The 24,925-nt window shown below is 45.2% G+C and carries 24 protein-coding genes; 15 read left to right on the forward strand and 9 right to left on the reverse strand.

What is annotated here, in order from left to right; all coding sequences use genetic code 11:
• Positions 1 to 137 precede the first annotated feature (137 nt).
• The gene (locus tag ACR32F_RS02480) at positions 138 to 1,037 is read right to left on the reverse strand and encodes a glucose 1-dehydrogenase (RefSeq protein WP_440115828.1); all 900 of its coding nucleotides are present in this window, start codon (positions 1,035 to 1,037) and stop codon (positions 138 to 140) included.
• 156 nt (positions 1,038 to 1,193) lie between these two features.
• On the opposite strand from ACR32F_RS02480, the gene fosB reads away from it, so the two are divergent.
• From fosB to ACR32F_RS02515, 7 genes are all read left to right on the forward strand, one after another.
• On the forward strand, positions 1,194 to 1,613 hold the full coding sequence (gene fosB / locus ACR32F_RS02485; protein WP_440115830.1) for a metallothiol transferase FosB: 420 nt from the start codon (positions 1,194 to 1,196) through the stop codon (positions 1,611 to 1,613).
• Between the two features lie 131 nt (positions 1,614 to 1,744).
• The gene (locus ACR32F_RS02490; RefSeq protein WP_440115832.1) at positions 1,745 to 3,556 is read left to right on the forward strand and encodes a S9 family peptidase; all 1,812 of its coding nucleotides are present in this window, start codon (positions 1,745 to 1,747) and stop codon (positions 3,554 to 3,556) included.
• 520 nt (positions 3,557 to 4,076) lie between these two features.
• Positions 4,077 to 4,583: a phosphoribosyltransferase family protein gene (locus ACR32F_RS02495; protein ID WP_440115834.1), complete on the forward strand. Its 507-nt coding sequence runs from the start codon at positions 4,077 to 4,079 to the stop codon at positions 4,581 to 4,583.
• Entirely contained in the window at positions 4,576 to 5,460 is an 885-nt protein-coding gene (locus ACR32F_RS02500) for a ribose-phosphate diphosphokinase (RefSeq protein WP_440115836.1), read from the forward strand. The genes ACR32F_RS02495 and ACR32F_RS02500 overlap by 8 nt, the downstream gene beginning before the upstream one ends.
• The gene (locus ACR32F_RS02505; protein ID WP_440115838.1) at positions 5,457 to 6,125 is read left to right on the forward strand and encodes a ribulose-phosphate 3-epimerase; all 669 of its coding nucleotides are present in this window, start codon (positions 5,457 to 5,459) and stop codon (positions 6,123 to 6,125) included. The genes ACR32F_RS02500 and ACR32F_RS02505 overlap by 4 nt, the downstream gene beginning before the upstream one ends.
• 13 nt (positions 6,126 to 6,138) lie before the next feature.
• Positions 6,139 to 6,741 (forward strand): non-canonical purine NTP pyrophosphatase, encoded by a 603-nt coding sequence (locus ACR32F_RS02510; RefSeq protein WP_440115840.1) that lies wholly within the window; start codon positions 6,139 to 6,141, stop codon positions 6,739 to 6,741.
• Entirely contained in the window at positions 6,719 to 7,969 is a 1,251-nt protein-coding gene (locus ACR32F_RS02515) for an MFS transporter (protein WP_440115842.1), read from the forward strand. Before ACR32F_RS02510 ends, ACR32F_RS02515 begins: the two co-directional genes overlap by 23 nt.
• A gap of 131 nt (positions 7,970 to 8,100) precedes the next feature.
• Here the strand turns inward: ACR32F_RS02515 and ACR32F_RS02520 are convergent, their stop codons facing one another.
• The 4 genes from ACR32F_RS02520 to ACR32F_RS02535 form a co-directional block, all read right to left on the reverse strand.
• Positions 8,101 to 9,135 carry a phosphotransferase family protein gene (locus ACR32F_RS02520; RefSeq protein ID WP_440115844.1) on the reverse strand — a complete coding sequence of 345 codons (1,035 nt, stop codon included), beginning with the start codon at positions 9,133 to 9,135 and terminating at the stop codon, positions 8,101 to 8,103.
• A 15-nt stretch (positions 9,136 to 9,150) separates the two neighbouring features.
• A complete protein-coding gene (locus tag ACR32F_RS02525) occupies positions 9,151 to 10,125 on the reverse strand; it encodes an SMI1/KNR4 family protein (RefSeq protein ID WP_440115846.1) in 975 nt (324 codons plus the stop codon).
• A 183-nt stretch (positions 10,126 to 10,308) separates the two neighbouring features.
• Positions 10,309 to 11,340, reverse strand: a complete 1,032-nt coding sequence (locus ACR32F_RS02530) for a ribonucleotide-diphosphate reductase subunit beta (RefSeq protein WP_440115848.1) — start codon at positions 11,338 to 11,340, stop codon at positions 10,309 to 10,311.
• Between the two features lie 193 nt (positions 11,341 to 11,533).
• Positions 11,534 to 13,867, reverse strand: coding sequence for a ribonucleoside-diphosphate reductase subunit alpha (locus ACR32F_RS02535; protein WP_440115850.1), 2,334 nt, complete (start codon positions 13,865 to 13,867; stop codon positions 11,534 to 11,536).
• Between the two features lie 776 nt (positions 13,868 to 14,643).
• Here ACR32F_RS02535 and ACR32F_RS02540 point away from each other — a divergent pair.
• A complete protein-coding gene (locus ACR32F_RS02540; RefSeq protein WP_440115852.1) occupies positions 14,644 to 14,970 on the forward strand; it encodes an MTH1187 family thiamine-binding protein in 327 nt (108 codons plus the stop codon).
• 107 nt (positions 14,971 to 15,077) lie between these two features.
• Here the strand turns inward: ACR32F_RS02540 and ACR32F_RS02545 are convergent, their stop codons facing one another.
• The 3 genes from ACR32F_RS02545 to ACR32F_RS02555 form a co-directional block, all read right to left on the reverse strand.
• Positions 15,078 to 15,599, reverse strand: coding sequence for a stalk domain-containing protein (locus ACR32F_RS02545; RefSeq protein WP_440119656.1), 522 nt, complete (start codon positions 15,597 to 15,599; stop codon positions 15,078 to 15,080).
• A 343-nt stretch (positions 15,600 to 15,942) separates the two neighbouring features.
• Positions 15,943 to 17,067, reverse strand: a complete 1,125-nt coding sequence (locus tag ACR32F_RS02550; protein WP_440115854.1) for a hypothetical protein — start codon at positions 17,065 to 17,067, stop codon at positions 15,943 to 15,945.
• Between the two features lie 73 nt (positions 17,068 to 17,140).
• The gene (locus ACR32F_RS02555; RefSeq protein ID WP_440115856.1) at positions 17,141 to 17,515 is read right to left on the reverse strand and encodes a helix-turn-helix domain-containing protein; all 375 of its coding nucleotides are present in this window, start codon (positions 17,513 to 17,515) and stop codon (positions 17,141 to 17,143) included.
• Positions 17,516 to 17,919: 404 nt separating this feature from the next.
• On the opposite strand from ACR32F_RS02555, the gene ACR32F_RS02560 reads away from it, so the two are divergent.
• The 6 genes from ACR32F_RS02560 to ACR32F_RS02585 all read left to right on the forward strand — a co-directional run bounded on the left by ACR32F_RS02560 (position 17,920) and on the right by ACR32F_RS02585 (position 22,421).
• A complete protein-coding gene (locus ACR32F_RS02560; RefSeq protein ID WP_192262833.1) occupies positions 17,920 to 18,024 on the forward strand; it encodes a sporulation protein YjcZ in 105 nt (34 codons plus the stop codon).
• Between the two features lie 210 nt (positions 18,025 to 18,234).
• Complete coding sequence (locus ACR32F_RS02565) at positions 18,235 to 18,552, forward strand: hypothetical protein (RefSeq protein ID WP_440115859.1); 318 nt, start codon at positions 18,235 to 18,237, stop codon at positions 18,550 to 18,552.
• Positions 18,553 to 19,154: 602 nt separating this feature from the next.
• A complete protein-coding gene (locus tag ACR32F_RS02570) occupies positions 19,155 to 19,763 on the forward strand; it encodes an RNA polymerase sigma factor (RefSeq protein ID WP_440115861.1) in 609 nt (202 codons plus the stop codon).
• Positions 19,764 to 19,856: 93 nt separating this feature from the next.
• Positions 19,857 to 20,024, forward strand: coding sequence for a hypothetical protein (locus ACR32F_RS02575; protein WP_440120085.1), 168 nt, complete (start codon positions 19,857 to 19,859; stop codon positions 20,022 to 20,024).
• A 10-nt stretch (positions 20,025 to 20,034) separates the two neighbouring features.
• Positions 20,035 to 20,661 (forward strand): anti-sigma factor, encoded by a 627-nt coding sequence (locus ACR32F_RS02580; RefSeq protein ID WP_440119657.1) that lies wholly within the window; start codon positions 20,035 to 20,037, stop codon positions 20,659 to 20,661.
• Positions 20,662 to 20,897: 236 nt separating this feature from the next.
• The gene (locus ACR32F_RS02585) at positions 20,898 to 22,421 is read left to right on the forward strand and encodes an HD-GYP domain-containing protein (protein ID WP_440115863.1); all 1,524 of its coding nucleotides are present in this window, start codon (positions 20,898 to 20,900) and stop codon (positions 22,419 to 22,421) included.
• On the opposite strand, the gene ACR32F_RS02590 is transcribed toward ACR32F_RS02585, so the two are convergent.
• Positions 22,414 to 23,067, reverse strand: coding sequence for a phosphatase PAP2 family protein (locus tag ACR32F_RS02590; protein WP_440115865.1), 654 nt, complete (start codon positions 23,065 to 23,067; stop codon positions 22,414 to 22,416). The genes ACR32F_RS02585 and ACR32F_RS02590 overlap by 8 nt on opposite strands.
• Before the next feature lie 429 nt (positions 23,068 to 23,496).
• Between ACR32F_RS02590 and ACR32F_RS02595 the strand changes: the two genes are divergently transcribed.
• Entirely contained in the window at positions 23,497 to 24,912 is a 1,416-nt protein-coding gene (locus tag ACR32F_RS02595) for a sensor histidine kinase (protein WP_440115867.1), read from the forward strand.
• The last annotated feature ends 13 nt before the right edge of the window (positions 24,913 to 24,925 follow it).

The raw sequence follows: 24,925 nt of genomic DNA on the forward strand, positions 1-24,925 counted from the left end.
TTCTCCTGCTGCCGTCAGTAATCCAACCTGACATGCCTGATATACAGAGGTGTTACCGCGACATCCACGTCAATGTGAATTTCCTTGAATGGAGAAATGGCTGCAAAACCACCCAGCACGAATATGACCCACAGGGACTAGGTGGTTACCATATCGCCGCCATTTACATGAATGCATTCCCCTGTTACGTAGGAAGAGTCGCGGGAGGCAAGATAGACGTAGGCTGCCGCAAGTTCATAGGGTTGGCCTGCCCGGCCCATTGGCGTATGGGTTCCGAATACCTGTACATCTTCTGCGGAGAAGCTGGAAGGGATGAGCGGCGTCCAGATCGGTCCAGGGGCCACACAATTGACCCGAATTCCATCGGAGGCGAGCGACTTGGCAAGTACACGCGTCAGAGAGACCACAGCCCCTTTGGTGGAGGAGTAATCAATCAGCTTGACTTCACCTTTATAGGCCGTAATGGAGGCCGTATTGATGATGGACGCTCCTTTGCACATATGCGGGAGAGATGCTTGGATTAGAAAAAAGTAGGCAAACACATTCGTCTGGAACGTATGGTACAGCTGTTCTTCCGTGATATCGACAATGCTGGGCTGCACATACTGCACACCATGATTGTTGACGAGAATATCGATCTTTCCGAAGGTTTCCATGGTTGTACGAATGACAGCCTCGCAGTTTTTCTTCAGCCGTAGATCGGTTTCGATTAGTACACACCGTTGGCCCAGCTCTTCAATCCGATCACGAGTCCTCTCTGCATCGGTCCGTTCATATAAATATGCAATGACGATATCTGCACCTTCCTTGGCAAAAGCAATCGCTGCTGCTCTGCCGATTCCGCTGTCACCGCCAGTGATAATGGCAACCTTACCTTCCAATTTGCAGCTGCCAATATAGGCTGGATCTTCACTGATCGGTTCAGGTACCATCAGGGTTTCCAGACCCGGCTGCTGATCCTGATGCTGGGGCGGGAAGGCCAGTTTTTGTTCTTTGCATACCGTTTTCTCACCATAAAAAGGATAGACAGGATTCATTCGTGTTTCATCCTCCTCGAACGTTCATTGATACGGATACACTATGCATTCGCCCAGAAGAAGGTGCGACGGAAGGAAACGGGCATTTGTTTTTTGGATAAAATATACCATAATAAGGATAAAGGTAAATAAATTGATGGAGGTGTTAGGAGCCGCATGAATATTCAGGGAATCAATCATCTGTGCTTTTCCGTATCCAATCTGGAGCAATCCATAACTTTTTATGAGCAGGCTCTCGGTGCCCGAATTCAGGTAAAAGGCCGCAAGCTGGCTTATTTTGAACTTGCCGGTCTATGGATCGCCTTGAATCAGGAAGATGTCATTCGCAATTATACGGAACGAACCTATACACATATTGCATTTACCGTAAAAGAAGAGGAGTTCGATGCGTCTGTGCAGCAATTGCGGGCAGCCGGAGCAGACATTCTTCCCGGAAGGCCGCGTGATCGGAAGGATGCATTGTCCATTTATTTTACCGATCCGGATGGTCATCTGTTTGAACTGCACACAGGCACCCTAAAGCAAAGGCTGGATTATTATCGCGAAGACAAACCTCATATGACTTTCTATCCATAATCCGATGAGAAGAAATTGAGAAAAATCTTACAAAACTATTGTGTAAACAATGGAATTACCTATAATATGGACAAATAGAACCTTAATTTACCATTGTTGTATACTTTAGTTCATACTTTAGGAGGTTTGTCATGATTCAGTTTCCCAAACCGGATGTGGAACAGTACTTCCAGACGTATCGGATTTCCCATTTTGCCGTATCTGCCGACGAGAAACGTTTGTATTTTGACAGCAATCTGAATGGCCAGCCCAATATCTGGGCGATGGATCTGCCGGGTGGATACCCGTATCCCTTGACGTATTTGAATCAGAGCAGTCCATTTATCAAAGCTGACCCGCAAGGACGTCATATTCTCACGGCGTTTGACCGGGATGGTGACGAGAATTATCATCTATATGCACTTAAGCCGGAAGGCGGTGTTCCGTTTCCGATTGTACCTGCGGAGCCGAATGACCGTTGCTATTTCTCTGAGCTGTCCGAAGATGGACAACGCCTCTATTATGTCACCAGCGCGGGTAATCCGAGCTATCTGAATTCACGCCGCATCGATCTGGAGACGGGCGAAGATGAGCTGTTATACAGCGGTGAAGAGGTTACGAGTAGCCTGACTGCCGTAAGCCCTGGTGAGAAGAGTTATATCATTGTGAAAATGTATTCGAATACGTATCAGACAGCTCATCTGCATCGTGACGGTGAAGAACAGGCGATCCTACCAGCCTCCGATCGCCATAGTCAGGTTTCGGATCTGATTTTTGCAGATGAAAATCGCATTCTGCTGATTACGAATGATGAACAAGCCTATTCCTATGTGGCTGAATATCATCTGGATACCCGTGAATTCCGTCCTTTGTGCAAAATCGAGGGAGAAGACGTTGAGATGATCCGGTGGCACAAGGCTTCAGAGAGGCTGTATTTCTGGACGCTGACAGGCACAGAGAATCGGATGTATGCGCTGGATAAGGACTCCGAGCAGCCTAGACTTGTCGACATGCCACTGGACACGGTAGAACAGGTGACCGTTACGAAGGCAGGAAATGTGTATATCCTGGGGCGTGGAGCGATCCAACCGCACAACATTTATCGGTTGATGGCAGGCAGTGAGTCGTGGGAACCCTTGACTGCTAATCGGGTAACAGGGCTCGACCCAAGTGATCTTGTCTACCCTGACGTTATTCGATATAACTCCTATGATGGATTGGAGATCGAAGCGCTATTGTTCAAGGCGAAGCCAGAGCAGGCCAATGGGTACACGGTTTTTTGGCCCCATGGCGGACCACAAGGATCGGAAGCGAAGTTTTTCCGGCCGATGTTCCAAATGATGCTGGCTCAGGGCTATCATATCTTTGCACCGAACTTTAGGGGCAGTACCGGATATGGCGCCGAATTCGTCAAAATGGTCGAGAGGGATTGGGGCGAGGGCCCGAGGCTCGATTGTGTGGCAGGTATTCAATGGTTGTTTGACCAGGATATTTCTTCGCCAGATCGCTTGTTCGTGGTAGGAGGCAGTTACGGTGGTTATATGACTCTGCTGCTGGCAGGACGTCATCCGGAATTATTCCGGGCTGCGGTCGATATTTTTGGGCCGAGTAACCTGTTCACCTTTCTGGAATCCGTTCCGGAAGACTGGAAGCCGATGATGGACAATTGGCTGGGTGATCCGGTTCGTGACCGCGAACGCTTAACAAAGGATTCTCCGATTACGTATCTCGATCAGATGGTCAACCCGATGCTGGTCATTCAGGGTGCCAATGATCCAAGAGTCGTGAAAGCCGAATCCGATCAGATCGTGGCGGCGTTGCAGGGGAAAGGGCTGGACGTGGAATACATTGTTCTGGATGATGAAGGTCATGGTTTCTCCAGAAAAGCGAATGAAATTCTCGTTTACCGCCGGATGCTGGAATTTTTGCAGAAACATCAGGAGAAACCGGCCCTGCAAGTTTGATTGGTGGTTTATAGCTCTAAAATACGTATAGTAAGTACCGAGCCGTTAGATGTTAACGGCTCTTTTTTTATACGGCGTGCCCAGAGGCACGCATGATCTAGTAGGTGAAAGTCCAACCCAAGGAGGGGCCAAGTCTTGCTCATATAGACAAAAGGCCAAGGAAGCTGTGTAGAACTTGGAACAACAGTGAAGAACCTTCCGGCGTAATGGGAACGACATGGCTTGAAAGATCATGCAATGATACTTACGAGACCCTCCCCCACACGGGATTTTTTTGAGGAACCCGTAAAGAGGCACTCTATAAGTCCAAAAGACGAAGTGAGCCGTCTGTGGGAAGGAGCCCTGCTTTGTTTATGCTTTTGGAGGAGGTACGAGTGAGTGAATGCCAATCGGCTAACAACACCTAAGGAAAAAGTTCAACAACTCCAAGAAAAGCTAGGTCATGCGGCCAAGGAGAACAACAAGCGTAAATGCCGTGACACTGGCAGACATCGAGGGGAAGTGGTGTTGAAATATCAAGATGATAAAAAAATACAAGTGGGATACCTTTCAAAAAGATATCGGTCTCATCATTCAAAATCTAGGAAACATAGAATGGGACTTGATAGTAGGGGTTGCAAGAGGCGGATTGCCGCTGGCTGTCTCTTTATCACATGGTTTTAAATGCAAAAATTTCGGAGTGGTTGTTGCAAGCAAAACTAATAGTGAGGATGCTTTTGATGTGAATCCAACGATGAGAGTACTTGGAGAGCCATCTCTTCCTGAATTAAAGAACGTTTACAATGTTCTTATCGTTGATGATATTGTGGCATTAGGTGATGGATTTTCGTTAGTTGAAAAACTTCATATTCATAAGTATGGGGATAAAATCAATATCCGGTTTGTCTCATTGTTTGCAGATTTCGATCAAATTAAGCAAGGCGAATACAGTGAAATAGTAAGTCGTATGTTTTCTCCAAATCCTATTGATAATAAATTAGTATGGGTAGAATTCCCATGGGAAAGAGAAGGTGTGAGTGATGCATAGAGTGTGGCTAGGCCCGGCGTCTATTCATCTCGCAGATAAATTGAACCAATATCCAGATATTCATCAATTAAAAAGTAGTATCCGTTTTTTCCCTGATGGTGAATCTTGCATCAAGCTTGAGGAAGATATAACAAATGAAGATGTTGTTATCATTCAGAATACCAGTCCACCTCAAGATGAGAATCTTCGCCACTTGTTTCAGATGGTTGACGTCCTAAAGTTTAATAGAGCAAGGACCATTACTTGCATCGTTCCTTATCTGGCCTACTCTAGACAAGACAGAAGAACTCATCCGGGCGAGCCTTTCTCTTTGGAAATAGTAGTAAAGATATTGGAGCTGTTAGGAGTAAACACATTGGTCACTTTTGAGCTTCATAATTCAAATGTTAATGTTGAAACGCATATAGAAATTATAAATATCAGTACAGACGATTTGTTCGTAGATTGGATTCGTGGAATAAGGGAAGAGCAACCGATTTTGATTTGTCCAGATAAAGGAAGCCAGAAGCGTATTGAGAAAATCGCACAAATTTTAGATATCCCATTTCTTGCTTTACACAAGTATAAAAACCTGAGCGGGGAGACGTGGTATGAAAACGAGGTGGAGGTAGAAGGAGCTACAGCAATTATCATAGATGATCTGTGTTCCTCTGGCTCAACCCTCATTCCCTTATGTCATCATTTAAAGAGAAACGGCGTATCCCGTATTCGATATGGAGTTACTCATTTTTTTGCAGATTCTTCGTACATTCGGGAAAAGGTGGATACCGATTTCAGCGTATACTGCACGGATACAATTCCTTCTAAAGAGAGCTCCGTTAGCATTGAATCCTTGATTTACACATTTATAACACTTGAAAGAAGGAGTATTTCATGAAAATCGGACCTTCAATAATGTGTGCAGATTTACTAAAACTTCAAGACGAATTGGATAGTGTAACAGGAGCAGACTGGTTGCATATCGATATTATGGACGGCCACTTTGTTCCTAATTTCACCTTTGGTATAGAGGCAACTCAAAGAATTATGAATTACACTCCGTTGGAATGTGAGATCCATCTAATGAGCGCTAAGCTATTAGAACACGTAGATATCTTTATGAGACTAGCACCTAACATGATCACTATTCATCCCGAGGCGATCCATGATCCACTAAGAGTTATTTATAAGATAAAGAATGCTGGAATAAAGGCAGGAATTGCCATTAACCCAAGTTTATCTCTTCATAACTTGAGTGAGTTAATTGGAGAAGTGGACCAGTTTATTATTATGGGAGTAAATCCAGGTTTCATTGGCCAACAATTATTAAAGCCTTCATTGACAAAAGCATTACATTTATCTAACCTTCTTAAACATCAGAATTTAAATCAAGAGATTATACTGGATGGTGGAGTAAAGTTTGACAACCTTCAGGAAATTTATGAGAGTCACATTAACGGGATTGTTGTTGGAACAGGTATTTTTCATCATAGTGGGGGAACAGAAGAGGCCCTTAAACATTTCAAACAAACAACTAGAAATCTACATAAGACCTTAACTTAAAAGGAGAAGGGAAATGAAAATCGTACTAGCAACATGGAACAAGTCGAAAAAGCAGTGGTTAAGTGAAGGGCTGCATTCATTAAAGTTTCCCGTCTTTACCTTAGAGAATTATCATCATACGAATATTAGTGATGTTGAGGAAACCGGGGATACGTGTGAGGACAATGCTTTATTGAAAGCCCGGGCGATCCCTAACGATGGTGAATCAATCATTATTGGTGAAGACTCGGGACTCTTTGTGAATGCGTTGGATGGTTTTCCTGGTGTTAAAACTGCAAGATGGATGGAAGGTACGGATGATGACAGAGCAGAGCAAATCATAACGAAAATGAATAATGAAAGCAATAGAGAGGCGTATTTTCAAAGTGCAATTGCTGCGATTTTTCCCAACGGTCAATCTGTTGTAGTGGAGGCTAAACTGTATGGAGAGATAACAACTGAAAAAAGAGGAGATAAAGATTTAGGATATTCTCAAATTTTCGAACTCTCCAGTGGGAGAACCATAGCCGAAATGGAACCTGGTGAGTTTGAACAAAATGACCACAGGCGAATGGCTATTGAGAAGCTGAAAGCAATGATAGAAGGGAATGCGTATGCAGCCAAATCTGAATATTAGTAACAAAGTAAGAGGAATTGCGATCCTGACTGGAGTCGCCGTGTTGGGAGATGCGATGCTCTTTGTTGTTCTTCCTATTTATTGGAGAGAATTTGGATTAAGTGCTTTATGGCAGATTGGTCTTCTGCTTTCAATTAACCGCCTAATTCGACTTCCCGTGAATCCTCTTGTAGGGTTGTTTTATAAGCACTTTCAGCTGAGGACTGGAGTGCTGTTGGCTTTAGGTATTGCTGTAGTCACAACAGCGTCCTATGGCTTGTTACAGGAGTTTTGGAGCCTGTTGATTATGCGTGCTTGCTGGGGAGTTGGATGGTCACTCCTTCGTCTTGGAGGTTTCCTAAGTATTGTAAATATAACGGATGATACTAACAGAGGCAGGTATATCGGTCTTTATAATGGTTTGTGGGGGCTCGGTTCTCTTGCAGGTATGTTAAGTGGGGGAATACTTGTAGACCAGACATCCGTTTTATTTGTAACTACATTATTCTCAGTCATTGGATTGTGCTTTTTTCCATTCATTTGGATGATCATTCCTCCACAGGACCGCCATCAGGAAGAGGTTAATACTCAATTAGCAGGTATTCGCGTACGATCACCTTATTTTCTTCTTATTTTGTTAACCGGAGGCAGTGTAGGGTTAGTTATTTTTGGCCTATTCTCATCCACTTTAAGCCCGTTGATTGGACGTATTTATACAGGTGACTGGAGCTTCCTCACACTGGTTATTGGGGCGGCAACCCTTACTGGGCTGATTCAAGCAATAAGATGGGGATGGGAGCCTTTTGTTGCACCATTCTACGGGAAGAAAATCGATTCCAATCATTCCAAGTATCCCTTTCTGCTAATTCCTTTGTTTATAGCAGGGTGTCTATTTATGGTCTTGGGTAATCTCCAATCCATTGGTCTTCTCTTTATATTTTTGTTGATTTTCCAAATAAGTTCTACTTTATTGGTAACTGCAACGGATACCTTTGCTGCTAATGCAGCTGCACAGACAGATCGAGTTAGAGCAATGACATTATATACTATTTTTGTTGATGTTGGTGCAGCTTTAGGCCCATTACTATCATATATTATTATGAGTATATATGAAGTTTCTGTTGTTTATTTTATCGCAGGAGGCCTTTTACTTGTCATTTCACTTGTATGGTTTATATTTATGAGATCCAATCCATTCTCACATCATTCCTCTGCTGATTCAACTGCACATACGGCAAATAAAGAGTGATGTATTCACATAAGTCCGTAGTCGTGGCCAAGATCAGGAGGTCAAATACATGAATGGGAAAAAGGATCGTGTACACCAAAAGGCATTTGGGTACACGATTCTTTTTTTGTAACCTACGGACAGCAAATCTACTAATCCAGCAAAGCAACAACGGAATCGATATACTGCTTCGCCCACTGTGCAAAAGGCATTTCTTCTGCCCAGGTCACTCGGCCTGTTGCTTTGGCTTCACCCCACAATAAAATGCGCTGGTAGAGCAGATGAACCCTGAGACGTGTGGTGAAGTGTTGGCCTCGTTCTGCGTTCGCTGCGAAGACCAGATCCCGATAACAGCACAGAAATTGCTTGGCGAGATCAGCTTGGCCTTCGTGCAAATACCTGGCGGTCATTTTGGTCAAGTCTGCTGTTCCGTCGCCAAAGTAGGCGGTTGTAAAATCGAACAGACCACTAATCTGCCATTCCGGAGATAGGTCGCCATGTTTCTGAATCACAAAGTTCTCTACCTTGAAATCCCCCATGACAAATCCGGGGACGGCCTTGGATTGAAATGCCACTTCAGCATTCGTTAACTGTTCGTCCACCCACTGAATATCTTCATCCGTAATGACAGAGTACTGTGCCGCATCTTGTAACCAGTAGTGGATGGTTCCATACAACCAGTCCAGATAGTTCCCCGCAAAGGAAACGATCTGTTTGGCTACAGGATCGTATTCCCCAGCGTTAGGTACCTTCCACCGGTGCAGTTCTGCCAAAGTATGGGCAAGCATGCGGGCGATCTCTTCATGATCTTTTTGTGACAGTGAAGCCTGGAACGATGGATCATGCAGGTGATTCCCGGGTAACCGCGGCATAATGGCATAACTCCAGCCCAGCGTATTCATGTCTTCATTTATGAGGTATGGATCAGGCACAGGAATGGAGGTGTGCTTTCCCAGTTGTTCTACGAAAAATTGCTCTTCCTGCAGCTGTCCTGGATATAACGGGTTTCCTTTCAGAATATACTCTCCACGGGAAGTGCGTACGAGTAACGTCTGACCCATCACGCCTTCATCCGTTTGTTGATAATCTACGAGGGTTCCCAGATTAAACGGATTCAGTGCATTCTGCAATGAAGCGGCGGATACATCACCAAGTGTATTGGAGCCAAAATAAATACGGGTTGTCATATGGCCTCCTAGAGTTTAGTCCGCATCCTCTTCGTCGGACAGGTCAAACGTATCCTCATCAACCAGTCCGCGGACAAATGCTTCAAAATTAGGTGCAAGATATGTAATCTCATAATCGTTTTCCTGATCCACATGAACCACAGAGGGTTCACCTTCCGAGCCACAGAATCGATAATCCAGCATAACAACATCATGACCCGCTGATGGACAATCACAGATGACGATACCCAGATCAGGATAACCCCAATCTTCGATCATGAACCGGCTTCCCAGCTCTCCGCCAAGGGAGTATATTTTATCTCTTCCGATCCCCATAATGCTTGAAATGGCAATGTGATTCTCAGCCCAGGAAGTCGCTTCTTCGGTGGGAAATACAGTGAGAGTGGGGATACCGCCGTTTTGGGTATTCATTAGCTGAATATAGGAAGCGGGCAGCTTGTAACCTAATTCTTGCTCAATGGACACAATCTGCTCTTCGTCAAAAGGTTCTGATACATGATTTTCCTGCGCATAATCGCTCTGCGCCCAGAACGTTGCGGGTGTGTAAGTCCCTGATGCGGCTCTTAGATGGTTCAGTGTACCGCTCTGCTCCAATGCTGTGATTTTCTCTTCGTGGCGTTGTCGATCCCGGCGCAATTTCTCAGCTTTGGGTCGTGTCCATCCCAGGAATTCAATGGTCGAGTCGTCATGAGGCAGGAGCTCGTCTGCCCTCTCCAAAGCGAGGAGTGCCCGATCATACATGGCCATATGATAATAAGCGTAACCCAAGCGGTACTGCCAGAGGGGATCTGTTGCTCCTTGCTCATTGATAGACAGCAACTGTTGCACAGCTTCTCGGTAACGTTCTGTATTGTTATACGCTCTCGCAAGTTGACCGATCAGGTCATAATCCCGCTCAGATTCAGGGATGTGTTCAATACGTTCAATAATGAGACTGAATTCGTCCTGCTCATGCCAAGAGTTGAGTTGTTCCAGCAGTTCTCTTTCCATCACTATGCCTCATTTCAATAGGGGAATGTAAGCCTCCTTTATTATATCTCACAAGCTTGAGGGATGGATGGGAAAGTAGAGATGAAATACAAAAAAACACTCCCGCGTGCAGAAGCCATTGAGGCGTTCCAACATAGGGAGTGATGTATATTGATGTATTTAGATGCAGTTATTTATCCGACCTTACAGATCATCAAATCCGTTATCGTCGCCGACTTTGCCGTAGTTACGGGACTTGGCTTCGAAGAAGTCGGTTTTAGTTGAGTTTAATGCTTCGTCTGAGAAAGGTTTGATCCAAGGCATACAGTTCACATCTACGCCTTCGTACGCTTTGTCCATGCCCATCAAACGCAGACGTTTGTTGGCGATGTACTTGATGTAATCCTCCAACTCGTTCAGGTCAATGCCGCGTACGTTGCTGAGTGTGTAGTGTGCCCAGTTCGTTTCGAGTTCAACGGCGCGGTTGATCGTTTTGTATACATAATCCATGTTCTCCGGTGTGTTCAGTTCAGGGAAGTCAACCAGCAACTGTTTGTACACTTCAGCGAAGAAGTAGCAGTGTTGGTTCTCATCGCGCTGAATATAAGAGATCATTTGGCTGGTTGCCATCATTTTCTGGTCACGGGCCAGATTGTAGAAGAAAGCAAATGTACTATAGAAGAAGATACCTTCGAGTACCAGATCGGCTACCATGGCCTGGAAGAACGTCTGTGGAGTCGGGGTATCCCGGAAGGTTTGGTAGATGTCTGCGATGAACCGGTTACGGTCAAGCAGTACCGGATCATGTTTCCAGTATTCAAAAATTTCCTTCTGCTCCTGGTCGCCTACGATGGAGGATAGGACATAGGAATACGATTGGTTGTGTATAACTTCCTGTTGTCCGATGATCGCCGAGATCGCTTCCAGCGAGGAATCAGTGAAATAGCGTTTCACGTCTCCGACAAACATGGTCTGCATGGAGTCCAGTACCGCAAGCAGAGAGATGTTCACTTTGAATGTACGCTGTTCTTCCGGGTCCAATTGGGCAAATTGGGAAGCGTCCTTGGACATTGGAATTTCATCCGCGATCCAGTGGTTGAGCAGTAGTACTTTGTACAGCTTGTACATGTGAGGCATACGAATATCGTTCCAGTTCAGAATACCGGAGCATTCACCTTCAATGATACGGGTAGACTGGTTGGGCGCTTCGGTATTGAAAATTTTCTGTAATTGCATGTTCCGTTCACTCCTTGAAATTTCATAATGTTCTGCCGACAGAACTTTGGAAAAAGCATCTATATCAACATCTTGCGATGCTGTGATCGTGTTTTAGGCAAAAAAGAACCAGGGCAACGCCATTTTGCAATCAAAACAGGATGCCCTGGTGGTCATCGTGGATCTAGTAAATCTTCTCTATCACGGATAAAAATTAGCTTGCGCAAGAATCGCATTCTTCAATGGTTAATGCCCGGCTACGAACATAATAAGTCGATTTCATGCCGGCTCTCCATGCGTGCAGGTGCAGTTCCAGGAATTCTGTTGCTTTGATATCGGGACGAACGTACAGGTTGAAGCTCTGTCCCTGATCTACGTGGCGTTGACGGGCAGCAGCCATATTGATGGAAGCATGTTGATCGACCATGAACGCTGTTTTGTAATACCAGATCGTTTTTTCGGACAGATCAGGTGCCGGATTGGCAATCTTGTATGTCGTTTTCTCTTCATAAGACAACAGCTCATAGAGCGGATCAATGCTGGCTGTAGAACCGGCAATGATGGACGTGGAACCGTTTGGTGCAATAGCGAACAACCAGGCATTACGTACACCGTTTTGTCGTACTTCGGCTTGCAGTTCTTTCCACTGTTCCGTAGTCACGAATTCGCCTGCGCGCTCACCTGACGTGTACTCGCGTTGGTCGAAGTAGTGACCACTTTCCCAATCGGAACCTTTGAATTTCGGATAATGTCCTTTTTCCTTGGACAGCTCCATGCTGGCTTTCACGAGCAGGTAGTTAATTTTTTCGTACAGATTATCGTTATACGTAACAGCTTCATCCGATTCCCAGCGAATGCCTTCGAGAGCAAGCAGGTGGTGGAGTCCGAACGTACCCAGGCCGACTGCACGATATTGGCTATTGGTATATTGGGCTTGCAGCACTTCAATGTTGTTAATGTCGATCACGTTGTCCAGCATGCGCACCTGAATCGGTACCAGACGCTCCAGTACATTATGAGGCACGGCACGTGCCAGATGAATGGAGTTCAGGTTGCAGACAACGAAGTCGCCAGGCACTTTGGAAATCACGATGCGTGTTTGACCATCCTTGGTTACGAGTTCTTCCTTTTCTACCACAGTGGCAGATTGGTTCTGCATAATCTCGGTACAAAGGTTGGAAGAGTAGACCATCCCGTGTGCACGGTTCGGATTCGCACGGTTGACGGTATCCCGGTAGAACATGTACGGCGTACCTGTCTCCAGCTGGGATTTCATCACACGTTTCATAATATCAATCGCCTGAACGGTGATGCGGGACAACAGCGGGTGGTTGACCGCTTCTTCGTATTTATCACGGAACGCACCTTCGCCAAAGGACTCATCGTAGAAATCTTCCAGCCCGAGTGGACGACCATTCTCGTCTGTCCAGCCCATCACTTTCTTTGTTTCATGCGGGCAGAACAGGCTCCATTCGCCGCGGCTCGCTACCCGCTCCATGAACAGGTCAGGCAGACAGATGCCGTGGAACACGTCATGCGCACGCATCCGCTCGTCACCGTTGTTGAGTTTCAGATCGAGGAAGGCGAGAATGTCTTTGTGGAAGACGTCCAGGTATACGGCAATCGCACCTTTACGTGTACCGAGCTGGTCTACGCTGACCGCTGTGTTGTTCAGTTGGCGAATCCAAGGGATAACGCCTGAGCTTGTATTTTTGTGACCACGGATATCCGAACCCCGGGCTCTGACTTTACCAAGGTAAACGCCGATGCCGCCGCCCATTTTACTCAGACGTGCTACATCTGTATTGGAATCGAAGATACCTTCGAGTGAGTCGTCCACGGTATCAATGAAGCAGCTGGAGAGTTGTCCGGCCACTTTCTTGCCCGCGTTGGACATCGTAGGTGTAGCTGCTGTCATATACATGTTGCTCATTGCCCAGTAAGCTTCCTTGACGAGATCCATACGTTTCTCAGCAGGCTCCTGATGCATCAGGAACATCGAGATAACCATGTAACGCTCTTGAGGCAATTCCATGACTTTTCCGTCAAAATCGTGAGCGAGGTAACGTTCTGCCAGTGTGAGCAAGCCGATGTAATCGAAGAGCAGATCGTTGCGGTAGTCAATGCACTCTGCAAGTTCGTCGATCTGTTCTTTGGTGTAACATTCCAGCAATTCTTCGCGGTAGATGCCTTTCTTCACGAGATCTACCAGAAGAGGATGGAATGCGCCATAAGGCTCGTCCGGGTACGACTTGTATCTGCGGTTGGTGGCCGCTTTTTTGTATAGGGATGTAAGCAGGGAGCGTGCCGCTGCAAATTTCCAGTTAGGCTCCTCTTTGGTTACCAGTTCCAGCGCGCTCATCATAAAAGCGTTGCTGATCTCGTCTCCGGTAACTTCATCACGACGGAGCTTGCTGTTTACACCGCGTACCAGACGTTCCTTGTCGAGCATGTCCAGCCCTTCCAGAATACGGTCGGCATATACAGATATGCGCATATCATCAAAGGCAAGCTGGCGGTTGTTCGGCTTGGTCACAACTTGTGGCATGAATATTCCTCGCTTTCGCATGTTAAAGAGATAAATTGGAGAAATTCTTTGTATATAAAGAATTGAGTGTCTTCTTACGGTGAGAAAAAAGATATAGGTTGCGTATTGCGGACTGAAACGGCGGTGACAGGTCACGTCTTAAATCGTTTAACAGAGGAACAAAAACCAGCACAACACAGAACTTGCTCATATAAAAAGCATTCTCCCTGCCTCGCGGCTGAAAATGCCCATGGATGCTCTGGCTTCCTTACGGTCATATTGGTTCGCAATAATGACAGAAAAGGGTGCTTATGTAAGTTTTTGTCTAGTGCGGACGTGTCTGTAGTTTGAGGATACCGGGTACAGTCCAAATAGCCCCGTTAACCTCCCTGTCAATTCTGTTTCGAGAAAGCGATTTACACCTACAGGGACGTGCCTTTGGAGGTGATTTCATCCTGTTTTTCACGAGAATGCAGAAGTTGACTTTTAGAAGTGGAGAATTCTAGTGTTACTACATTTTGTGCCTGTGAACACACTTTAACCCAACATATTGTGTTTGTAAAGTGGGTCAGTACACTGAAACGTAATTCCGAGTATACCAAAAATCCCGAGATTCCGCAAAGGAAAAGGACTGGAAGATTTGAAGATGGTTCAAAAAAATTTTTTGGTCAATTCGGATGACGTCTTCACGTCAGATTGAATTGTTACGTATCCAACTGGTAGAATAAAAACAATCAAAATCGATTGAAATTAAGCGGCAACGGTTGTTCACGGGGCCCAGAGGAGGCGGAGCGAAAATGGCAATAGCAGAAGTGACTGTAATTCCAATCGGAACGGGGACGACCAGTCTGAGCAGTTATGTGGCGGACATGCAGAAGGTGTTGGAACACCAACGGGGCATTACATACCAGTTAACTTCAATGAGCACCATTATTGAAGGCCCGCTTAACGAGGTCTTTACAGCAATTGCAGCTCTTCATGAAGCACCGTTTCTGTCAGGAGCTCAGCGTGTTTCCACATCCGTCAAGATCGACGACCGTCGTGATAAGCCGGATGCCTCAAGCATACAGAAGTTGCAATCGGTTCAAGACAAACTGACATCGCGTCAGGTACGTCCGAATTAAGGGGATTCTTTCACAACCTATAGGGCTAACCTTTTTATGGCCTAATTCATAAAGAAAAAAGCTTCGCAGGAAATTCTCCTTGCGAAGCTTTTTAGGTTTACAGGAAATTATAAAATTAAACCTGCTTTTTTGAGGTCAGCTCTGTTTAATACCAAGGACCCTTGGAGTTTCTTTACACGAACTGTTTTTCCAGAAGGATCGGTTACCACTTTTTCTTCATTCTCTTTAAGACCGTTAGCGTTGACGCTGAGGATCGTTTTTGATTTTTTTGAAATGTTATATACATCGGCTGAATCTCCCTTGAGACTAACCTGGTATCCATTGGATGCAGACAAATCAATCAAAGTGATCCATTCTGCCTGAGATTGACTTTTTGCAGAAAATTCAATAGAACGAGTTGCACTTGCATACTTTACTTCATAACCGAGGATTTTAGCAGCCTCGCGTAGTTGAAGATATGTATTACCTTTATAGAGCAATTGATCGGATGTTACAGACTTGGATTGGCCGTTTACGATAACTTTAAAGTTGGCTAAAGTGGCCTGTACCTTTTTGGAGGTCGCTGCAACAGCCATGGATGAGGAACCAATCAACATCCCAATGGATAAAGCAATAATAACCTTTTTCATTTTCACGTGCATCATCATCTCCAATGTAAGTATGTCATACCTAGGAATAATACCCCAATTAGGGAGGATTGACACGGGAGAAAGTATTTATATTTTTAATTCTTATGAATCAATTTTGGACTGACCAATGAAAGGATGTTATTTTAATATGCTCATGAATTTTAGAAATGATTGATTAAAATAGTTCTAAAGATGTTCATTTTAATAAGAGTAGTATGACAAGAGGGCTAGAGGGTTTCGTTTTCGTGCGAATAATTTCGTGCAAATTAATAAGGATCATTGGTTTCAAGAACGCCAAGAAACCCAGCTTTTTAGAGCTGGGCACCTGTTAACCATTACACTTTTAATCTGCTGCTACTAGGGCTGCGCCAATCAAAGTGGAATTGGTATAACCGCCACTAACATTTTCGAAAGAGAAGTTGGCAATCGGCGCACCGATAATAGTAGCGTAATCGCCGTCAAGCAGATCTCCAGTCGACGCAGGGTAGATCGCAGTAACATAATTGCCGTTATCATCCATAAGGAGAACAATGGAAAAGGTTGATCCGAGAGAGTTATCTTCTTCGATCTGAATGACCTGCCCACTCACTTTTACAAAAGCCTCATAATAGTTGGCCACATTTTTATTCAGATGACGGGTCGTCACTTTGGAGTTAACCAGGCCTTTTGCCTTTTTGCGAAGCTCTGCGGTACTGGCAGGAAATAAATCGCTTTGTTCGGCAAAGAAATCATAAGAAGCTTGTTCTAATACGGCTGCATTAGAAGTGACAAGCGGTGTTAAATCATTAAAGAAATCGCCAGCTGTTGCAGCAGCAGATGAATTTCCAGTCGTTGCAGTTGGTGCTGTTTGCTCTAGAGGAGCAGTAATGCTCAAGGAGTCAAGGATTTCATTAACTTCATCTTGATTATAAGTATCTTTGGCGTAGGTTAACGTCATGCTGTAAAGTTCCGTATTTGTTGGAATTATATACTGGACAAGAATAACATCTGTGCCGGAGGAGTGCTTATAGGACCCTTCCAATACACCGGCACTATAATCCTTGTAGGGTTTATTGGTGTAGCTCGTTTTTTTGTAATCGGAGATACCGATAGTAGCACCGTTTTGTTTATAATAGTTGACATTGCTATTGGCGAATTCTTCAGGATCAGTTGAGCCTGACGGACTGGGTTCAATAATAAAGTTAATATTATCTGCAAAAGTAGCTGATGAGGATTGGTCCGAGAAAGCAGCTTTAATTGCTGGCGTATTCAATTGACTTGTATCTACACTTTTCCAATGATCTGGATACGAAAATGAGAAGCCTTCTCCACTATATGTAGTATATTTAGTTCCTTTAGCTTCAGCTGAGACAGCTTCGGTTGTATTGGTTGCTTCCGGAGTTGGGGTGTCAGCTGTTTTTGTTGTTTCTGAATTACCACAAGCACTAAGAAATGCGGTTAATGCCAAAATTTTAATAAGCTTTTTCATAATGTCTAATTTCTCCTAATGTGCTTCCCATCGGTTGGGATTTTTTCTAAGGTCATCATTTTGTTTGGAATAATCAAGCTTTTGGGGTACGTGATTGTTCAATGATAAATTTTAAAAATTGCCTGGTTTGATCCTTTAACTGATCAGGAGCATTAAGATATTCCCTAAGAAAGGCCCCGTGTACAGGATGGTCCAGATAAGACAAAATGGTTAAATCCAAATCTTTGTTGAAATTGGGAAAGGGTTTTTTAGTAAGTCCAATTAGATAATCAGCGCTTGTTCCCAGAACATCCACTAGACGGCCTAAAGCATCTGGATCGGGCTTCCTATGATTGGTTTCGTACCGGGACAATTGCACTACGGTAAGGTTGGTTTTTTGGGATAGTTCATTCTGTGAAAAACCCTTAATTTCTCTTAAATATTTAATGCGTTCGCCAAGAGTGGGCATAGACACTCCTTTCTACTTTATTAGTAAAATAATAGCATTACTAAAAGATATGAATAGTGATATTTACCGAAAAGGTAATTCAACTGTATTTGGTAACTATAAATCAAGTTAAATATACCGTAATGGTAATTTGAATTGAATATAATGTATTAAATTAAGGGATTTAAACATGATTGAATATGTCAGAAAGTGGTTCAACATCGTAGTAAGACTATAGAACCATCATCTGTATATATGTGCACTTCTACTTTTCAATCCCCTTAATGATGTTCTATTTGATACCTTATATCTGTCCACTGAGATTATAATCCAGATAAAGAACAGCCCATTTTTCAGCATAGCCCGGTCTAGCGTATGACTTCTGCATATAGTGAACTGTACCTCAAATAAAAGGAGGGATTTGCATGAGTGGAGTTGTAGGTGGATACGGCGGCGCATGGACATCGACTGGTGCTATTTTGGTTTTGTTCATACTTCTCGTTATCATCACTAAATCTTTCTGGGTATAACATGGTGAACTCTGCCGGGTAACCGGTAGGGTTTTTTTAGGTTGGGACAAGCAGAACAGTCCAGGATTCCTGGTTTTACTGTTGAGAAAATGAAGTTGTAATCGAACGGGATAAGTGCCTATTTTGTCAAAAGGAGGGCAATAGCCCGGTCCAGAGGTAGGCAGGATACATAGGTTAGGGGTGTAGGCAAATGTTAAGGAGGAATGAACAATGAGTGAAGTAAAACCGAATTCACCGAACGGACAGGGACACGTATACGGACATATGGGAGGTTATGATCATATGCAAGGATACCAATACACAGGTCATGAAATGCATGGGTATGGATATGGATATGGCTGTGGAACAATGCCAATGGGATATGGCTATGGGTATGGACACCATGCCAATAAGGCTCCAGTGATGCACGGTTATCAAAAAGGTTGTGGAACTTCCTATGGGTATGGGGGAAGCAGCTGGGGTTCGATGGGAACCATTCTCGTACTGTTCATCCTGCTGGTGATCATCTCCAAAACGATGTTTATCTAATTGTTGCAGCAGCAAATCTAACAAGAAGTGGATTAGTGTGACTCCCGTGAAAGGCGCCGATGTTATATCGGTGCTTTTTGCGTGTCTGGAGGGATTTCCAATAGGAGCGGAATAGTAACTGACAGTAACTAGACATAGAAAAAACACCCGGAACCCAATTCCGGGTGCTTTGTGTATGTTTTCAATCTTCTCAAGAATAAGTGACATCCAAAACAACAAAAGCCCTACCTCTCTTTTGTCCTTGCGGCTCCGATGACCGCGCCAGTGTGAATGGGAACATCTTGTGAAACTCTGTAATACCGGGTTATTGTGATTCAGGTTCTTCAATCTTCATAGGTTAGTTGTACTTAATTTACTGCGGTCGCAGCATGAAGAAAATATTCCGGGGTTTAAAGAAGACAGAAAATCATATGAGGTTGTTTAAATAACAACTCTTATATCATACCACAGGTTGTATTTTTTTGCAATATAAAGAAAAGGTGAAGCTTTGTTTGAAAACCAATGCGATAATATTTCAACCATTTTTCTTCAATAAGGTAATCTTCTTCAAATGTTTATGCGTAGGTTATAATAAGAGGGAAGATACAGAAAGGGGCCCTCGCATGACTGAAACAATGGAGGACAGCAGGTTAATGCGGCAGATTGCGGAACGTGATGCTTCCGCACTGGAGCTTTTATATGACCGCTATGAGCGGGCGGTGTATTCTTTTGCCTACCGGATTGTTGGCGATCCAATGACGGCAGAAGAGACTGTCCAGGAACTGTTCCTGCGGGTCTGGAACAACGCTGAACGATATGAGCCCTCACAGGGGAAGCTGACCACGTGGATGTTTGCGATTACGCGAAATATTGCAGTGGACATGCTGAGGCGCAAATCCAAAGGTGCAGCCGCAAGTTCGGTAGAAAATGAGACAATGGCGGCATATGCCGATGAACATACAAATACGGAAGAAGAAGTACAGCGTAAGTTGGAGGGTGTCCGCATCAAGGAGGCTCTATCCCAGTTGAATGGTGACCAGCAACAGGTCATTGAGTCGATCTATTATGCGGGCTTAACGCAGCAGGAAGTATCCAGCAGATTCGGGATTCCGCTGGGTACGGTAAAGAGCCGTGTCAGGCTTGCAATGCGGCAGCTTCAGAAGCTGCTTGCGGATACAGAATTGCATCCGGACGCGGGAAGGGAGGCATACATCCATGATGGAACGACATGAGGAATGGTCTGATCTGGCACCGATGTATGTGCTGGGCGGACTGGAAGCAGAGGAAGTAGAAGCATTTGAAGCTCATATGGCGAATTGTGAGTCATGTCGCCAGGAGGTAAAGGAATTGCAGGAAGTAACTGGCTTCCTGCCACTCGCGGCGGAACCTGTTGCACCGCCGCCTGGCATGCGAGCACGTGTGCTGGGCAACGTGCTCGGACACGTGCAGGAGAGCGCCGGGACGAAGCCGGCGGCTGCTCCTGCGGAGACTGAAGCACCCGTGGTGCTTCAGTCGGACCTTGCGCCGCGGCACGAACGTGCGGCCCGGGTGGAAGAGGCTGCACAGGCACAGCCGTGGCAGCCTCAAGGGCGCGCGCGTGCGCGCAGCAGCCGCGCTTGGCGCGTGGTGAGTGCCGGCCTCGCGGCGGCGGCGCTGGTGCTCGGCGTGTACGCTGGGCAGCTGCAGGGCCAGGTAAGTTCGCTGACGGCAACGCAAGACCAGCTCGCTCAGGTGCAGGCACAGAATGAGCAGCTGGCAAATCAGTTGGCCGCTTTGCAACAGCCAGCGCGCTCTGTGCGCATGGGCGAGGCTGTGAAGCTAAGCCCGGCCACCCAGGATATCGTCGCTGAAGGACTGGCGACCATTGTCATTGACGACAAAGGTACACACCTTGTCGTACAGGCCGAGAAGTTGCCACAGCTCCAGGGCAATGAGGCATTCCAGGTTTGGCTGATCAAGGGGGATTCTGCACAGAATGCCGGTACCTTCCTGACCCATGACGGAACGGGGGCTGTATATTACACGCTGGAATCCAGCGGATACGATACGGTTGCGATCACGCTGGAGCCCGACGCGATGGGTGACCAGCCACGCGGTTCAATGGTTCTGGCAGCCAAGATTGAAGGATAAGAGATATCTTGCCATATCAGGCTGTTCCCTGCGGGGAACAGTCTTTTTATGATGTTTTTGGAGTATAGATAAGTCAGACGAGGATTTTTATGTCATTCAGAAGGGCAGTATCCCATCCGCTACTTTAATTAATTTTTTGGCGCAAATAGCCGATAAACAATTAGTAAGCAATACCCTTAATTTCCCTCTTTCCTCAATGGGGAGAACTGATTGTATGTAGAGAGTGAGGGGTTTGGGTGGAAGTATACCGTTCATTTATCTTTCGTCTGGTGCGTAATTATCTTATCGGTTCACTGACGGCTGTTTTTGTTGTGGGTACAGTGGTTATGGCGTCTACCCTACAAATATCGAATGTTCAATACGTAAGACTCATCATCATAGTATTGGTTTCACTTTTGTTTATGCTGGTTGCTGAAGGGATTACTTTACGGACACAGCTTGGACCCCTTCGGCATTTCTTTGCATCAGAGCATCACGAGAAGGATGAATTGACCCGAATGTATGAGCATATTCATCGATTGCCCGGACAGACCATCTATCGTATTTTGGGTCCGCATATGCTTGGTTTTTCACTGCCTGCAGTCGGATTAACGTTATGGATGATATCTACAGGATGGCTGGAATTTCCTTATGGATATGTTGGAGTGGCAGCCGCGTGTGCGATTTTGATCGCCATGATGCACGCTCTGGTTGAGTATTTCCTGACTGTGAGTGCCATTAGGCCCCTGCTGCTGGAGGTTCGTCGTCGAGGCAAGGTCCAGTACAGTATGGAACCTTCTCTGGGAGGACGCATCCTGGTATCTATTCAGCGCAAATTTCAGCTAAGTACAGCGTTGATTGGATTGTTCCCGTTGTTTCTGTTCTTCCTGGCTACATTTATCCGGTTTCAGTATATGGATAGCGAATTTGCGAAAGAGTATATCCGATGGGGGATTCTCATTGTAGTTTTGGGTGCGGGGTTTGCCATGGTGGGCAGTTGTCTGCTGATTCGAGATGTTCGGGGTCCGGTCGTTGAGCTGACGGAAGAGATGAACCGAATTCAGGAGGGAGCCCTTTGCAGAAGAACACCGGATCTGTATGCGGATGAATTCTCTGCGCTGATCTCCGGGTTCAATATGATGAATAACCGGCTTGAAATGAGACAGGAGCGCAATCGGCAGCTGTTGCAAAGTTATTTCTCTATGCTTGCCGCCGCATTGGATGCCCGAGATAAATACACGGCCGGTCATTCCATGCGTGTGGCAGAATATTCGCTTATGATTGGCAAGCTTAGCGGCATGACCGAAGAACAAGCCGATCTGTTGTACAAATCAGCACTGCTCCATGATATCGGGAAAATCGGAATACCCGATGAGGTCTTGTTGAAGGATGGAAAACTCAGCGATGAGGAATTCGCCGTCATTCGCACACATCCCGTACTTGGAGAGAGCATCCTGTTACAGATTGAACCCATCGATGCCATGGCAGATTTTCTGCCGGGTGTACGATCTCACCATGAGAGATATGACGGCAAAGGGTATCCGGATGGTATGGCAGGGGAAGAGATTCCACTGTTTGGCCGTATTATTGCTGTAGCCGATGCATTTGATGCGATGACGTCCGATCGTACATATCGAACTGGGATGAGTCATGAGAAAGCATTAGCTATTTTGGAAGAAGGAAAAGGGACCCAGTGGGATCCCTATTTCGCAGGTTTATTTATTGATGAGTGGAGACGGCAGCAAAATCTTTGGAAGCCATCGGAGCGAGGGGTCAGCTGATCCCTTCGGTCCATTTCGATTCTTTTCTGCGTCTACGATGTAGTGCAAGGCCCGATATAATCGTGAAAACGCATTCGCCCAGTATAACTGCGCCCAAGGCGTCATAGATGACATGCTGTTTGATCATTAGTGTGGACAGTATAATCAGGGCTGCACCTGCAGCAATAAGCAGTTTGACTTGCCGGCGGATGGTCTGAACCGAGAGAACTGCACGCATAACCAGATACGAATGAAGAGCATGAATGCTGGGAAAACAATTATATGGACGATCCTGGCTGTACAGCCATCCAAGAACTGATGCACCGAGACCTGTACCTGTTAACTCGGGGCGAGGTACCATGGTCTGGAAATTAAAATAGATCAGGTAACAGATCCAGACACAGATATTCATGGATAACAGGACACGATAATAAGTGAGCCGATCCTTGGCGCATAGATAAGCCAATACACCGAATACAAACGGATACCAGCCCAGATAGGGAATGGTCATGGCGGGCACATAAGGAATGATCCGATCAAGTGGGGAATCAAGTACAGCGAATCCGCGTTCTGGACTGTTCAGAATATCATAGAACACCCCCATGACGGCCAAGGAAAGCATCAAACTTAGCGACAGCCAATAGGATTTATTTTTTAACGGTTGCACAACATCTGTTCTCCTTTCATTCATGTTCAATAGGAACATGACCACAGCAATTACATATATAAATTGAACTAAGCATTTACACGTAACGGAGAGGACAGAAAAAACCTGAAAAAGCAAAGCGGTCGCCTTTATCCACGGATTTTCCCCTTTCAGAAAAGGGAATCCATAAAATCTGGGGATAACAGCGATTGGAAGGTTGTTCTGTCATCGTAGTGTCTGTGTAAATAATCTTTAGTTCAACTTATATAGTTCAAATTTAAACAACAATATATTTTACTACGTCCATCGCACAAATTGAATGCTAATTTGTGTATATTTGTGCATTATTTTGACGAGGAAGGAATGTCGAAGTGTGAATGGGCATGATATGATAGATATATATGAACTAAGGCATTTCCTTCAATGAAGTCGGACAACAGGAGTGAGTAAATGCAATTTTCAAAAATGTTCGTATTGAATATGGGGATGCTCATAACCGTTGCTTATCTTGCTAGTGTGTTCTATAAATACATCGTAATACGTTCCTCTTCCAAAGTGAAGCAGGTTAGTTCAATACTTGTTTTTATCGCTGCAGGATGGATCAGTACGGTGTTTGGGTTTCAACTCACTGATGAAGTGATCTTCGATCTTCGTTACGTACCTTTAATTGTTGCTGTTCTGTCGTATAGACAACCCTATAGTGTTATCATTGTGGGCGTTGGAATAGGACTGACGAGGCTGACCTTTGGCATCACGGATGCTACGGTGGCGGCAGTGATCAATATGTCCGTTCTTGGAGTGCTGTGCGCAAGTTTAAATATATGGATGAGACGCAGTGACTACAGGCTGATTGTGAAAGGTGTACTGGTTATTGTCATTGTAAATGTGGTCAATAGTGTCAACATCGCGATCTTTGGCGTCATCCCGGCTACATACTTTTTCTCCCATATTATGCCGTATACTCTTCCCGCAGGTATTTTGCTCAGTCTTATTTTTGCTTTTATTTTGCGTGATTTTCAGAACGAACAGAATCGAATTTTGCTCATTCAGAGCACAAACCGGTTATTGTCTGTGCAGAAGGAAGAATTACAGAGAGCCCAGATTGTGTTGGAAGACCGCGCCAAGCAACTGATGATTGCTTCGCAATACAAATCAGAATTCCTTGCGAATATGTCGCATGAGTTGCGTACACCGCTGAACAGTGTCATAAACTTTGCCCAGATGATCAGCGAGAACAGCGATACGATGGAGCAGGAGGATATCGTACGCTTTGCAACAATGATTGACCATTCTGGTCAGGAGCTGCTTACGTTAATCAACGACATTCTCGATCTGTCCAAAGTGGAAGCAGGCAGGTTGGATATCGTATTGGAGGATATCAGTCTTACACAGCTGATTGAAGATGCCATGAGTCACTTCCAACTGGTTGCCGAGAAAAAGGGAATTCAGTTACTCTTGGACAAGAAGTCAGGGTTGCCAGAGACCCTGTGGTCTGATCCCCAGCGGGTACAGCAGATTTTGCGGAATTTGATGTCCAACGCCATTAAGTTTACGCATCAGGGGAAAGTCACGCTGACCGTGAGCACCAAGCAGACCAAGAAGTCCGGCAATCAGAGTCGATGGATTGTTTTCACCGTGCAAGATACGGGAATAGGTATTTCTGAAGACAAACATCACACCATTTTTGAGGCTTTTCAACAGGCTGATGGGTCCATTAGTCGGAAATTCGGGGGAACAGGACTTGGTCTGTCGATCAGTCGGGATTTGGCGAGATTGCTGGGTGGATCGATCGAACTTGAGAGCGCTGAGGGGAAGGGAAGCACCTTCTGTCTCTATCTCCCGTTGAACCGCGGAAAAATGAGTTGACAACCTTCAAGCT

This window comes from Paenibacillus hebaui (assembly GCF_051934385.1).
Taxonomy (GTDB): domain Bacteria; phylum Bacillota; class Bacilli; order Paenibacillales; family Paenibacillaceae; genus Paenibacillus.